Source organism: Micromonospora sp. NPDC023869 (assembly GCF_055559695.1).
This window is the reverse complement of sequence record NZ_JBVHKD010000004.1, coordinates 352,503-366,168: the sequence shown is the minus strand read 5'-3', so window position 1 is coordinate 366,168 and position 13,666 is coordinate 352,503. Positions and strand designations below refer to the sequence as shown.

General features: G+C 68.8%; 16 protein-coding genes. All 16 read right to left on the bottom strand.

The genetic code is table 11. From position 1 onward, the window contains the following. Positions 1-6: 6 nt before the first annotated feature. Positions 7-393 (bottom strand): phage tail fiber protein, encoded by a 387-nt coding sequence (locus ACZ31C_RS15205; protein ID WP_465795787.1) that lies wholly within the window; start codon positions 391-393, stop codon positions 7-9. Positions 394-617: 224 nt separating this feature from the next. Beyond that, positions 618-914: a hypothetical protein gene (locus ACZ31C_RS15200; RefSeq protein ID WP_465795786.1), complete on the bottom strand. Its 297-nt coding sequence runs from the start codon at positions 912-914 to the stop codon at positions 618-620. 80 nt (positions 915-994) lie between these two features. Further along, on the bottom strand, positions 995-1,261 hold the full coding sequence (locus tag ACZ31C_RS15195; RefSeq protein ID WP_465795785.1) for a hypothetical protein: 267 nt from the start codon (positions 1,259-1,261) through the stop codon (positions 995-997). Between the two features lie 339 nt (positions 1,262-1,600). Next, a complete protein-coding gene (locus tag ACZ31C_RS15190) occupies positions 1,601-1,993 on the bottom strand; it encodes a hypothetical protein (protein ID WP_465795784.1) in 393 nt (130 codons plus the stop codon). Positions 1,994-2,079: 86 nt separating this feature from the next. Then, positions 2,080-3,318, bottom strand: coding sequence for a phage major capsid protein (locus tag ACZ31C_RS15185; RefSeq protein ID WP_465795783.1), 1,239 nt, complete (start codon positions 3,316-3,318; stop codon positions 2,080-2,082). 14 nt (positions 3,319-3,332) lie between these two features. Further along, the gene (locus ACZ31C_RS15180; RefSeq protein WP_465795782.1) at positions 3,333-3,689 is read right to left on the bottom strand and encodes a DUF2190 family protein; all 357 of its coding nucleotides are present in this window, start codon (positions 3,687-3,689) and stop codon (positions 3,333-3,335) included. 2 nt (positions 3,690-3,691) lie between these two features. Next, positions 3,692-5,650, bottom strand: coding sequence for a hypothetical protein (locus ACZ31C_RS15175; RefSeq protein WP_465795781.1), 1,959 nt, complete (start codon positions 5,648-5,650; stop codon positions 3,692-3,694). A 7-nt stretch (positions 5,651-5,657) separates the two neighbouring features. Then, positions 5,658-6,719 carry a hypothetical protein gene (locus ACZ31C_RS15170; RefSeq protein ID WP_465795780.1) on the bottom strand — a complete coding sequence of 354 codons (1,062 nt, stop codon included), beginning with the start codon at positions 6,717-6,719 and terminating at the stop codon, positions 5,658-5,660. Between the two features lie 206 nt (positions 6,720-6,925). Further along, positions 6,926-7,249, bottom strand: a complete 324-nt coding sequence (locus ACZ31C_RS15165; protein WP_465795779.1) for a hypothetical protein — start codon at positions 7,247-7,249, stop codon at positions 6,926-6,928. Positions 7,250-7,328: 79 nt separating this feature from the next. Next, positions 7,329-9,035, bottom strand: coding sequence for a hypothetical protein (locus ACZ31C_RS15160; RefSeq protein WP_465795778.1), 1,707 nt, complete (start codon positions 9,033-9,035; stop codon positions 7,329-7,331). Positions 9,036-9,065: 30 nt separating this feature from the next. After that, positions 9,066-10,592 carry a phage terminase large subunit gene (terL, locus tag ACZ31C_RS15155; protein ID WP_465795777.1) on the bottom strand — a complete coding sequence of 509 codons (1,527 nt, stop codon included), beginning with the start codon at positions 10,590-10,592 and terminating at the stop codon, positions 9,066-9,068. Positions 10,593-10,661: 69 nt separating this feature from the next. Beyond that, entirely contained in the window at positions 10,662-11,282 is a 621-nt protein-coding gene (locus ACZ31C_RS15150) for a hypothetical protein (RefSeq protein ID WP_465795776.1), read from the bottom strand. A 34-nt stretch (positions 11,283-11,316) separates the two neighbouring features. Continuing rightward, positions 11,317-11,541 (bottom strand): hypothetical protein, encoded by a 225-nt coding sequence (locus ACZ31C_RS15145; protein ID WP_465795775.1) that lies wholly within the window; start codon positions 11,539-11,541, stop codon positions 11,317-11,319. Between the two features lie 177 nt (positions 11,542-11,718). Then, on the bottom strand, positions 11,719-11,973 hold the full coding sequence (locus ACZ31C_RS15140; protein ID WP_465795774.1) for a hypothetical protein: 255 nt from the start codon (positions 11,971-11,973) through the stop codon (positions 11,719-11,721). A 127-nt stretch (positions 11,974-12,100) separates the two neighbouring features. Further along, on the bottom strand, positions 12,101-12,829 hold the full coding sequence (locus tag ACZ31C_RS15135) for a hypothetical protein (RefSeq protein ID WP_465795773.1): 729 nt from the start codon (positions 12,827-12,829) through the stop codon (positions 12,101-12,103). 216 nt (positions 12,830-13,045) lie between these two features. Then, positions 13,046-13,633 carry a hypothetical protein gene (locus tag ACZ31C_RS15130; protein WP_465795772.1) on the bottom strand — a complete coding sequence of 196 codons (588 nt, stop codon included), beginning with the start codon at positions 13,631-13,633 and terminating at the stop codon, positions 13,046-13,048. Positions 13,634-13,666: the final 33 nt, after the last annotated feature.

The window sequence follows — 13,666 nt, the reverse complement described above, 5'->3', positions numbered from 1 at the left end:
CGGCAACTATTGGAGCGACACCGAAAGCCCGCCAGCGGCGAACGTCAACGTGTCGCCAGCCCCCAGCGTCTTGCTCGCGGTGAGGGCACCCCACCAGCAGCGGCGCGGCGATCCGGCAGAGTCGTACACCTCCACCCCGACCACGGTCCCGGCAGGCATGCCGGTGAACGAGATCGTCGCAGAGTTGACGGCCGCGCCAGCCGACGCCGCATCCATGGTCAGCGACTGCCGGGCATACGAGCCGCCCACCACCTCCGTGCCAGCAGCCGTCGCCGACCCGTTCGCCGTCACCAACGCCAACCGCATCGGCCCCGTCGGCGCCGTGTACGCGGCAGTGCCGAACGACGCATCCAGCATCCGGTTCGCTTCGGCCTGCACCAGGTTGTTAGCCACCCTGCACCCCTCCTGTCAGATGCGCCCGCAACGCTTCACCAGTCGCCCCACCGGCCCCGGCCAGCACCGTGGCGCAAATCGTGCAGCCGGCGGCGTTGGCGCAGCAGTCCATGTGGCGGGCCACATCCAGCCCGCCCGGCAGGGTGATCACATGCCGGGGATGATCGTCGGTCTGCCCACAGATGGGGCACGTCCTCACCGGATACACAACCGCGCCCCCTCTCTCACTGGCGGGTGGCGATCACGAGGACTTGCGCCGCGCCTGCCGACAGCACACCAGACGCCCGCACTGTCACATCGACGCGGCTGCCGGACGCGATCGACCACGACTGCACACTGAGGGTGGACAGGATGTTGGTGCCGCCCACCACCAGCGCCGACGCCGCAAAGTTGGTGTCGGGCATGGGGGGCCGCAACGTCACCTGCACGGTGGCGGTAGCACCCAGCAGCAGGGCGGGCACGGTGGCCTGCCCAGCAGACACTTTGCCGGCGACCGCTTCGAGTGCGACCACCCGTGACATGTCGGCGGGAGTACCGGCCGCGCCTTGCGCACCCGGATCACCCTTCGGCCCGGTCGCACCGGTGTCGCCCTTGGGCCCGGTCAGGCCGGGCTCCCCGCGCAGGCCGGCAGCCCCGGCATCGCCTTTCGGTCCGGTCGGTCCCGCCGGGCCCGTTTCGCCACGCTCACCACGTTGACCCTGCGGGCCGGCGACACCATCCGGGCCGGGCGGACCAGCAGGCCCCACCTCACCACGCTCGCCGACCGGACCAGCCGACCCGATCGGGCCATCCGGTCCACGATCCCCGGCAGGTCCAGCCGGACCACGCTCACCGACCGGCCCAGACTCGCCGCGATCCCCGACAGCACCAGGCGGACCAGCAGGACCGGCAGGTGGCGGATGGGCAGTCAGATGCGCCTCCACGGCGTCCCGAATCTGCTCCACCGTCCCCGACGTTCCCGCCACACCCGCCGGACCGGGCTCACCCTGAGGGCCGACGGCCGGAGGGTTGACGCGCATCCACTCGCCGACGACAGCACGAACCACCTCTGCGGTGACCTGCGCTGCCGCTGCCGCCAAATCGTCCGGCACCTGCTCGGCACGCAACTTTCCGTCCGGCCCGAGCGTCGCCAACCCTTCGCGCTGCCCTTTCATCGTGGACGGCGTTTCGGCTGGCGGGGTGGATGGTCGGTGGGACACGCTGCCCCCTATTCGGCGTCGATCACACCCGCACGAACGCAGGCGTCGATGATGTCGTTGCGTCCGTCGTCGGGCCCGTACGGCACCTTGGCGATGTTTGCCCAGGCTTGCCACGAGTCGATGCCGGATCCCCGACCGGATCGGGGTGGCGGCGGCGGCAGTTCCTGCCTCGGTTTCGGCTCCGGTTCCGGTTCGGAAGCGGGCGCGGGTTCCTGCACCGGCTTCGACTCGCCGTCGTCGTCGTCCGGTTTGCTGGCAGGCTCCGGCTCGCTCACCGGCACCGCCCGCCCCGGACGCACCTCAGGATCCGGCTCCTGCACCTGCCGAACCTGCGCCGACGCCGGCCTTCCACCTTCCTCCGAAGAGGGGTGGGGGAGCCGGGCATCCAGCAGGTCATACAAGTCGCCCACCACATCAACCAGAGCAGCCAGCCACGGGCCGGACGGCCCAAACGGAGTGCCCAGATTCGGGCGCGCCCGGCCCACGATCAGGCCCCAGTGCCGAGGCTGGCAACCGCCGACTTCGGGTCCATCAGCGTGCCCCCGAGAACCATCCTCACCCGGTACTGGATGGCGTCGTGCTCGAAATCGCCCTCCTCCGGCGCCACCGGCCCGCCGCCGACCCGCATCGCGTTCGGCGACTTAACCCACAGCTCCGGAGTTTCGTGGCCGATCAGGAACCCCAGCTCCATCGCCGGACGGCCCACGTTCGGGTTCGCGAACACATACCAGGCGGTGTTGCCGTTGGTGGTGTTCACGATCGGCAGCCACGGGTTCACCACGACGGACACGCGGTTACGCATCCAGTTGGTGACCCGAAGCTGGTCGCGGCCGGTGCCGTCGCCGCCACCCGTCGCGGCCAGGATCTCCGTCGCGTTGATGATGTTGTTCGCGGCCACCTCCAACGCCGGAGGCACCACGAGGGTGACACCCTCCACGTAGATGGGGCCGCCGTCGGTGTCCTTCTGCTGGCCGAGGGTCTGCATGGCGTACTGCAACCCGGTGATGGACAGCGGCGGGTTGGTGGGGGTGCCCGAGCCGGTGACCGTCGCGTTGATGAGGTTCCGGTTGGTGTTGGAGAAGAACGTGCCGTCGGGGCCGCCCGCGCCGGAGAACAGTTGCGCGGCGAACTTCTCCTCGGTGCGGCGGGCCGCGTTGCCGAGCCGGGTCGGCAGGTCGGTGAGGGCGTCCAGGTCGTCGTTGACCATGGTCTCCCACGACACGGCGATCTGGTCACCGTACTTCGCGACCGCGTACGTGTACGCGTTGTCGGTGACCGACCGCACCTTGTACGGGGCCAACTCCTTGACCTGGTTGAGGGTGGCTTCGCCACCGTCGAGGGTGAACCGCTTGACGGTGCGGAAGTCCCGCACCCGGCCACGCTTCGCGTACGTCGGCCACTGCACCGGCCGGGTCTGGTAGGCGGCCAGAAGCTGCCGGTCGATGATGTCACCGAACAGGACGGTGAAGTCAGCGCGGCTCATCGCCTCCTGGAAGGCGACGGTCGCCCGACGGTCACCCTCGATGGTGCCCCGGTACAGGCGGGTGAGGCCGAGCAGCCGCTTCTGGTAGTCGCGGGACTCCTGGCGGCGCTGCCGCCGGTTGCCGGACAGCAGCATGCCGTCGCCGCCGAAGATGGCGGCGGTGGAGGCACCTTCGGTGCCGGCGTGGTAGGTGTCGAGCTGGCCCAGCGTCGTGGAGCCAGCGTCGAGCAGTGCGGTAGTCATGTGCGCTGGACTCCTCAGTAGCCGACGCGAACGGGAATGGTGGCGGTCGCACCCGAGGACACGGCGGCCATGGCGTAGCCGAACCGGACACCGTTGGTGTTGTCCTTGTTCAGCTTGTGGGGGGTGGCGGCGGAGTCGTAGTAGAGGATGTCGCCGATGGCGACCGCCGCATCGGTGGTGGTCTCGCCCTTCACCGACAGGTCGAACACGCCGTCGAGGGCGACGGTGGTGACGCCGTTGGAGTCCTCGGCGGTCAGTGCGACGCCGGGGATCTGCCCGCAGATGACCGGGTCACCGGACTGCGGGGTGGTCGGGTGGGAGCAGACGAGCGGCAGGGACTCGGTCCACATGTACACGGTGTTCTTCGCCATGATCAGGCACGTCCCTTCGCGGCGATCTTCGCGGCCTCGGCGGCGAGACCCAGCGTGTTGGAGAAGAAGTCGTCCAGTTCGGCGGTGACACCGTCGTCCACGCTGGCCGACTCGTCGGCGCGCTGGCCGATGCCGTACGGCTGGCCGACGCCGGCCGCTTCGAGTGCCTCGGCGCGGGCCTGCCGCACGTAGGTGGCCTCGTCGGCGATCGCGGCGTTGATCCGCTCGGTCAGGGCCGCGCTGTCGACGACACCCTCAGCGGTGGTCGGCACCGCATCGAGGATTCGAGCCGACACACGCGGCCCGATCTGCCCGGCCACGTCGGCGTGCTCGGGGGCACGCAGGGCGGCGGTGACAGCCTCGGTGGCGGCGGCACGGTTCCGCAGCGTCGCGTTCTCGTTCTGCTGGGCGGTGAGCGCCTGCTGCACGGTGGCGAGCTGCTGCGTCACCGGACCGAGAGCCTCGGTGAGCGCGGCGGTCACGAGCGCCTGCACGTCCACACGCGGCTGCGTGGCCTCGGCCGCCGGGGCGGACGGGGTGGTGGCGGTGTCGACGACCGGTGCCGTCCCCGCCTCAACCGGCTGGTCACCGGTCGTGGTACCCGACATGTCGGGTCCTCCTTCGTTGGGTGGGTTGGGTGCGGTCGGCGGGGCGCCGTCCGTCACGTCATCAGGGGTTGCCGCCGAAGCGGCCGTGTCGTCCGCCGGTGGCGTCTCGGCGGGCGGCGGGGGGTCGGCTGGACTGGCTGCGGGTGCCGTCTCCTGCGCCTGGGCGGTCTCCGGCGCGGGCGGCTCATCCCACAGATCCCGCTGAAACAGGGCCGGGGCGTCCTGCTCGACGCGTGCAGTCCACGCCTGCAAGGCGTCACCGATCGCCGCCGACAGGGTGACGCGTTCGTCGCGGGTGAGGCGTCCGTCGCCGTACATGTCGTCGCCGAGTTGGGTGAGCGTCAGATGCAGGCGCGATTCCAGCCACGCCCCGACGTTGCGGGCCTCTTCGGCGGGCACCCTGTTGCCGACGGATTCGAGAACCGACACGATTCCACCCCCTGCCGCTGGCTTGGTGACGAAGTCGACGGAGCGGCCTTCGGGAATCGACTGGACGATGAACCCGGATCGGCCGTCACGTTCACCGTGTTCACCGGTCACCCACGCCCGGATGGACATGCCGATCGTGTCGGCCATGTCGGTGATCGCCTCACGCCACGGCGCGAACAGTCGGGCCTCAGCGGTCAGCGCCTGCTCGGCTTCGTCCCACCGGGCGTCGGAGGTGGTCACGGCTGCGAGGTTGCGGACGCTGCCGGAAGGGCGGGCGGCGTCTTCCTCGTCGGTGGCGTGGTCGACGTAGCAGAGGGTGCCGGCGGGCCACGCTTTCGGGCCGTCGCGGCGCAGCACCTCTGCGGGGTACATGTTTCCGTTGAGGCTCCACCCGGCGCGAATCAGCCGGATCGACAGGCGGCCCTGCTTGGTGACGGTAGCGCCGGACAGGTCGGCTTCGCGGACCGTGATCCGCTCGGTCGGGCTGTTGGCGTCGGCTTCACCTGCGCTGTTGTTGCGCTTGTCCCCGGGCCAGTAGCCCACGACCTGCTTATGCAGCTCGCTGCAATAGCCCTTGGGGTCGCGTATCTTGCCGTCGAGGGCTTTGACGCAGCGAGTCCAATCGCCGGCCGTACCCCAAGCTATGCGGATCGCCCCGGGACCAGATGTCCAATATTTCCGAAGCCGGGCAGCGTTGCCGGCTTCGCTCAGGTCGCCGGTCGGCTCAGCTTCGGTAGCTTCCGGTACGGACTCCGCTGGCGTCTCCGGCTCGGCCGGCTCCGGCGTCTCCACCTCGGGGGCGTCAAGGACGGCCGGCGCAGACTCGGCGACGGTGCGGCGGGTAGCGGCGGCGGCATCGAATGCGGCCTGCGAGTAGCCGGCCAGGCTTGTGGTGATCCGCACAGGGGCGGGCTTGTTCGGCATGGCCGGGTCACCTCCCTGGGTCAGTGCGCCTCTGGTCGGCGATCCGGTTGAGGTCGGACACGGGGCGGGGCGTGTAGCTGTCACGCCATGCGGTGTTGGTGCGCAGCACGGCCAAGTCGTCCCAACCGACGCGGCCCGACTTGAGCAGTGCGAGCCGTCGGCCGCCCATCACCTGCCGCTGCTGGGCGTCGGTGAGGGCATCCCACGCGGCCTGCCGGGCGGGGGTGGCGTCGGCGGGTTCGTCGAGGTTGATGCCGAGTTCGCGCCACGGTCGGACGTGTGGGGCTCTCCCGCACCGGCCTTGCTGGTGATCAAGAGGACCGGGGGTGTCGAGCGGCCACACGGTGTTATGGAGGGCCCAGCAGGACGAACACGTCCGGGCCGCGCCTTTGCCGGTGACGGTGGCGAGCCACACCCAGCCGTCCAGCACGTCGGCGTTGGCGTCGTGCGCGTACCGGGAGGCGGTGCGGTATGCGTCCAGGGTCTCCGTGCGGGCGATGTTCGCTGCCCGAGCGGATCCGCCTTCGAAAGCGCCCTGCACGGCTGCGACCGCACGCCGCGCCGTTTCGATCGGGTTTTCACCCACCTTGACGCCGCGTACCAACTCACGCCGGATGGCTGCCGCAGCACCTGCGCCGAGTGGCCGGGACTGGGCGGTGATGGCCTGCCCCACCCGGCGTCGGATCACGTCGAGGGCGGACGGCAGGATGCGCTGCGCTGCACGCCGCTGCATGTCGTCCCGGTACGCGGCCGGAACCTGCGACGCGATGATGTTCGGTTCACTGTCGACGGTGACGGCGATGGCTAGGCCAGCGGCGGCGGTGACAGCGGTGATGGTGGCTGCGGTGAGCCCGTCGAGTTCAGCGTTGGTGGCGTCGAGGGCAGCCGGCACCTGTTCGATGCGGCCGATCTCAACCGGGTTAGGCCAGCGTCCGTGCTGTGCCGCCCACGCCACGAGCAGGTCGACGGCTTCACGCCAGGTGGGGGCGATGCGTTGCCACGCTTGCGTCCACTGTTCGGCCAGCTCACGGACGGCGTCGTCTGCGTGCCCGCCGACAGCGGTTCGCATGGCCCGGATGAGTTGCAGGGTGCGGGAGGTAACAGCCACCGTCACCCCCAGGTGGATCTACCATGGGAGATGGCTACGCCTGATCGGGATCGACGAACCGCAGTGAGGCCGCTGTACGGTCGGGGGTTTGGCTCCCCCGACCACCTCTACTTCGGGATGTCGGGGTGGCCGATCCGCACGACCGCCCCGACGCGACCCGTAGGCGGTCAGATGCCGCCGCGCTCCCGGTCCGCCACCGAACCCGGCTCCGGCTCGCCCTCCACACCCTCCACGGGGGCGGGCTCCACCACCGGCGGCTCGTAGCCGTCATCGGCAGCCTGAGCGGCCTCACGCAGCGCATCCACGTCCGCCTTGATGGCGTCCACGAGCGCCTGCTGCTCCTCGTTCAGGTCACCGTCCTGCAACTCGCGCACCCGATCCTCCAGGCGCCCGATGGCGTCCCGCAGGTTCGTGGACGACGCGGCCTGAGCCTCCGCGAGCCCGTCGAGGCGCAGCCGCAGGTCACTCATCTCGTCGCTGAACTTGCCCATCCTGATCTCCTGCCTGTGCAGTGCCGTCAACACCTGGGCGATCCCAAGGTGCCGCTGTACATGCCGCCACACGACTCATTCACCCCCGCCTACGTGCCCGTCTGCCCTTGCCGGCCGGTGGTGCGGGGATCGGCAGGGTGAGCTGCTCGACTGCCTCTTCCGTCGGCGGCTCGTCGGGTTCGTCATCGTCGGGGCGCATCGACCCCGGACCGGACGCGGCAGGATCACCCCCGGCACGTGCCGCAGCCGACGGCGCGTTCAGGGGCGGGGGTTGCGGCCACAGAAACTCGCCATCGCCGCCGGTCAGCCGCTCCACAATCTGGTCGACACGTCGCACACCCAAAGCGGTGAGCAGCAGCCGGACGATCACCTCAGGCGGCACCGTGCCAGTACCCGACGCCTCCACGACCGCCGACACAACGTCACGCATGTCCACGTCGTCGAGACGTGGCCACTCAATGTCGATGGTCGTGTCCGTGTTGCCGTCCAGGCGGATGACCTGCTGACCCCAGTCGTCCACCATCACAGTGCCGGTGAGGCGGCCTTTCGGGGCCTGCACCGATGCGGCGATCACATACCGCAGGATGCGGTGCAGTTCGGCGGCCCACACATCCCGGCGTTGGATCATGACCCGCTCGGTGGGGTCATCCAGGGTTTCGGCGGTCGCCCGGTTGCCGGTGATGCCCGGATCGCCGAGCAGCATCGTCACCGGAATGCCGAGCGCGGCGGCCACCATCGCGGCGAGGGGGCGACCCGAGTCGGAGTCCAACGTTGCACCGGACTTGGAGACAGCTTCGAGCTGCACGTCAGGCGGCAGAACGGCCGTGGCCCCGGCGTGGTTGGGTTCACCGGATGCCGGATCCCGCGACGGCGGCGCCGCCAGTCGGGTACGTACGGCGGCGTTCCGGCCGCCCGGCGCGGACGCCTTCCACGCATACCGGGACAGGGACCGCATCAGCCGGGCCCAGTCTTCCAGGAACTCTTTGTACGCCTTCGCCCAGTCGATCGCCGGGTACGCGTCCGGGATGCCCCGGCGCCAGCCGAGCGGCTGATTCACCGCCACATGCAGGACCGGAGACCACCACTCGACCCGCTTGTTGGCGTAGGTGGCGGGCTTCGACGGGGGTCGGTAGTCGATGGCCGGGTACAGCAGCTCGCGGTTTTCCCGCACCGGATTGCCGTGCGCGTCCCGGCCGACATGCGTCCACTTCCGCAGGTAGAACCAGGGGGTGTCGGCGTCCTCCGGGTCGGAGATGATGTCGTGGATTTCGTCGGCCGGCAACACCCGCGTCTGCACCCTGCCCGTCGCCGGACGCGTGAACAACGCCAGGAACACTTCGCCGTCGCAGCCCAGACCGAACGTCTCCAACTGGTCACGGGCGTTCGCGCCGGTCAGGGTCCGCTGATTGCTGGGATCGTCGAGGAACGCGCGGACAACGCCCTGCACATCCTGCTGCCCATCCTCACGGCCATTCGCGCGGGCCGTGATCTCCACACCCTGACCCCACACATACGACGACCGCAGATTCAGGGCGTGACGGATCAGCGGCGACTTGATCGCAAACAGACGACAGATCGCCCGCATCTGCGTCATCGCCTCAGGCGCAAACTCGTGCTCACCCTGAGCGGTCAGGCGAATCCAGCCCGGCTCGTACAAGGCCCGCTGCAAGTCGGCGACCGTCTCTTGCAGCAGCTCGTTGTTGTTAACTTCCTGCTCAAGGCGTTCAAGCACCTTCACAAGCTGCTCTTGCGACACGACCTCAGCGGACGGGGCGACCTCAGTCACGGCAACCTCAGACACCGGCCACCCCCAAGGTCAGACCAGCGAGATGCTGAACCCGTCGTCCTCTTCATCCACATACAGGTCATCGCCGGACAGGATCGGGTTGATCAGCAACCGGTTCAACGCCTGCGACATCGCATCCACCTGGTCATCGTGGGCGGCATTCGGGAACCCGGCCGCCTCCTCGATCAAACCGTCAACCCACGGCGCGATCTCCGGCGCCGGCAGGAACACGTTGCCGGCCTCGATCAACGGCGACACCGCCGCCGCACGCGCCGACTTCGACCCATCCGGCTCCACCGGGATCAATCCCGGCACCGACCGTTTCAGGAAGTTGATGACCGCCGTGCCGTTGGCTTTGTCCTCCACCAACTTCGCTGTCGCCTGAGGCCAGCGCGCCGCCAGCAGCCGTACCGCTTGCAGCGTCTCCACGAACGTCATCCGCCGCGACACCTGATCCAGCAGGAACACGGAGGCTCCCCGGCGGCCCCACACCTGACCACACACGTAGTCGGCGCCGTCAGTTCCCTTGAACGCCATATCCCACGACGCCACCAGCTCGTCGAAGCCGTGCGCCCACCGGGAACCGTCGCCGCGCTCGGTCCACTGCGGGTTGTCGTAGAACTGCCACCAGTCGCGACGCAACATGCCGCCCTCGGGCGGCGACGGACGACCCTGGTAGAGGGCCTGCCAGTCGCGGGAGCCGGCCTGAACCTTCACCTGCTCCCACTCGACAACCGAGCGGGGCAGGCCGGTGTGTTCGTTGATGCGCGCCGACCGCATGTACTCGCCGGGCTGCCGGCCCAGCGGGTCCGTCTCGCCCCGGTCCGGGTTGTGGTCTGCTTGCGCCGGAATGTTGATGACGCGCCAACGGTGGCCGTCTTCCCGGCCGAGTAGCCAGCCGGCGAGGTCGTCTTCATGCCAGCGGGTGAGGATCAGCACCACGGGTGCGCCGGGCGCAAGCCGAGTTGAGCCGGTGGAGGTCCAGAAGCTTTTCGCCTGCCGCCGGTACGCCTCCGACTCGGCGCGTTCCCGGTTCGCCACCGGGTCGTCGATGAATAGCCAGTCGGCGGGACGGCCGGTGATGCCGCCGCTGAGGCCGATCGATCTGACTCCGCCACGGTGGCCGGCGATTTTCCACGACGACACGGAGCCGTTGTCGGGGGCGATGCGTAGGCCGAGGTCGAGGGTTCCGTCGTCGCCTTGGTTGGCGGTGATGAAGCCTCGGATGTCGCGGCCGAACTCGTTGGCGAGGTCGGCGCTGTAGGAGACGACGACGATCCGGCGGTCGGGGTTACGCGTCAGCGCCCACAAAGGTCCGATTTTGGTGACACGGGTCGATTTGCCCTCCTGCGGGGGCATTGAAATGACCAGCCGGTCACACCTGCCAGCCTCCACATCCACCAACGCCGCATCAATCAAATCCAACGCCGGAGTCTGCACCGTCGTCGGATCAACATCCCGCGCCAAATCACCCGGCGACGCCCACACCTTCGCAGGCTTCAACGGCTCGAACATGCGGGCGGCAGCCTCCCACGGAGAAACCGCAGCCACCGTCACAGCCATCACCTAGCCGATCAGTTGACTATCCGGCCGGACCGCAAAGGCAGGCATCCGTCAGCCGAACGGTCAGCCAGCGACCGCCCGCAAATGCCGAGGCACAACCTCACCCACACGCGCCGACTGCTCCGGCGTCAAATTCAGGTCACCCAAAATCCGGCGGATCACCTCAGCCAACAGCGCACCCTGCTGCTCCGCCAACCGCACCTGACGTTCGGCGATACCCGCCGCAACAGCCTTCGCCGCGAACCCGGCAGCCCGATCACGTTCGTCGGCTTCCAACTTGGCGATAGCCCGCACGTATTCGCCGGTCTTCACCGGATCACCCTCAGCGGTCACCGTGTACGTGTCGCCCGTCAGCGCCTTCCGCAGGCTGCCGTCCTTCTCGGCGACGATCAGTTCCAGCTCGGCGGCGTACGCGGCAGCCCGTGTCGCCGACTGCGAAACCAGCCTCAGCAGCAGCTCGCCGGGGTCTACGTGCGTGTCACCCAGACCCCATTCGATGACGGCTTCACGAACAGCTTCCTGGGCGCGAACAGCAACAACCGCCCGGCCCATGTGTTTGCGGCAGGCCGGCGGTTCGGTGCCTCGGACTGCGACGGCGCGGCATGGCTGCCGGTCGCGTTGCCGCAGTTTGGTGCAGCGGGGGGCGTTGTCGCGGCCGGTGGTGTTGGGGTTTGGGTTCGCCATAGGGGATCTTTTCGATGAAGAGGGCCGCCCTTGTCTAGGCGTCGGCGTCGAGTGCGAGGGTGACGGTTTCGGTGGCGACTTCGCCGGGGCCGACCGTGTAGCTGTGGCCGTTGTCGTCGAGCCTGTGTCGGACGATTTCGACTTTGCTTGGGCCGATGGTGACGCTGTAGAGGGCCGCCGGGTCGACGGGGTCTAGGCCGAGGTCGCGGAGGAAGTCGAGCACCTTAGACATGGGAACGCGGTGCGGGTCGCTGCTCACTGCCGCTCCTTCTGCTCGCGTCTGGTCTGTCGAGGCTGTGGTGGACGTGCAGCCATCCGTCGGAGCCGTCGGTACGCACGACGCGTTCGGTGCGGGGCCCGCAGGGGCAGTCGCCGGTGGTGTCGTGGGCGATGAGGTCACTGACGGGGGTGACGTGCAGGTCGTCTGCGTTCACGGCTACGCGAGCACGAGGATTTGCGCTGCCCGTCCGGGGTTGCGCGGGTTCAGTTTCGTGTCGCGAGCCGCATCGAGCACGTCACCGAGGAGGTATTCGAGGTGGCCGCGCCGCCGTCTGCTGGGCCGGGTGGTGAGGTGTCTCTTCTGCCCGTCGGGGGTTACCCAGCCTCGGTCTTGCCAGTTGGCGAAGGTGCTGGGGTGGACTCCGGCGGCTGCGGCGGCTACGGATCGGGGCACGTAGGCGTCGCGGTTCACGTCACCTCCCGCTGGATATGACGAAAGCCCCGAACCGTGACAGGTTCGGGGCTTTCGGCTGATTGTGGGGACACGGGTCCCGGAATGAAGAGTCTCACACCGGTCTGATCTTGGCAAGTAGGGGGGGTCAGGCGTTGACTGCGGCGGCCTGCTGGTGGACGAGTTCGGTCATCTGGTCGCCGGTGTACATGCGTCCGCAGTTGCCGCATTCGGCGAACTCTTCGCCGGGTGCCTGCTGAATGTGGGATGTTTCCCGGCAGTTGGGGCAGTCGACGCCGATCCAGCGTCGGGGGCGGGGTTCGGTTTCGCCGAGGGCGCTGCGGAGGGTGCCGCGCAGGGTGTGGAGTTCGGTGGTGGTGTCGGCGATGCCGGGGTGGTGGGTGCAGGCGTGGTCGATGCGTTCGCCCGCGTAGTTGTCGGTTGAGCCGGCGAGTAGCCACATGGTGAGTTCGCCGACGGTGGGTGGGGGCAGGTGGTGGTGGGGCCAGTGGGTGTCGCGCCAGTCGCGGACGACTTCGTAGAGGCGGGTGGCGACGGATAGGTGCCCGATCTGGTCCCAGGGGTGTTGTCGGGCTTGGGGGGTGGGGTTGGGTGTGCGGGCGATGTTGGTGAGGTCTACGTGGTCGAGGTTGGTGGGGGCCGACTTTTCGGGGGTGCCTGACACGTGGGGTTGGTCGGGTTTGCTCGGGATGTTGGCGACACCGCCCAGCGGGGCGAGGGGGTCGGCCCAGGTGGTGTGGGGGCGGCCTTGGGTGTCGAGTCGCCGGTAGCGGCGTTGGTCGGCTTGGGTCAGTTCGGGGTTGGCGAGGCGTTCGTGGAGTGTCCACAGGTCGTGGATGAGTGTGGCGAGGCGCATGCGGCATCCCTCACAGACCGGGTGTCGGTCGGGGTGGCGGGGTTCGAGGTCGCGCCGAAATGTGGGGCAGAGAATGCAGGCTGTGTCGGTGCTGTTGTTCATGGTGGTCCCCCCGGTCGTTGCTGGTTACGCTGGTGGGGACCTCGCGTGGGCGCGGGGGTAGCGGTGGGTGGCGGTCCGGTCCGGGGAGGGGTCGGGCCGCCACCGTCTTGTGCCCTACATGCCGGCAAGCTTCTCGATCGCTTCGGCGACCTCGAAGATGTCGTGCGGCCTGTGGAGACCTTTCACAGCGTGCACCGTGTATGTGGGCGGGTTGCCGATGGGTACGACTTCACCGGCTGAGGTGACCCCAGTGTCGTAGGTGTCGAGGTCGGGTCGGGCACGGAACTCCTGCTGATTCCACTTGTAGCGGCCGACGATCCAGGCGGGGTCGAGGGCTTCCAGTTTCGGTCGCGGTTCGGCGCGGGTGAGTGCGCCGATGATCCCGCGTGAGTGCCAGCCGACGAGTTTGTAGCGGGGGTGTGGTTCGGGCGCGCGGGGGTTGTTGTCCAGGCGCGTGGCGGCGGCTTTGATTCGCTTTCGGGCGTCTTCGAGGGACTGTGCTTCTGTTTGGCGTTGTGCGTGCCGGTCGTGTAGCTGCTGGCGTTCGCATTCGGTGCACAGGTTGTCGTAGGGGCGTCCGTAGTTGTTGGCGCGGTGGGAGATGCAGAAGGCGCGTTCGTCGTTGATGCATCGTCCGATGGCGGGGATGCCGCATGGGCCGCCGCTGGGGAGGGGTATTTGGCAGGTTGCGGGCGCGGTCATGTCGGCAGCGTAGTAGCGGAGTGATGGGTGTGG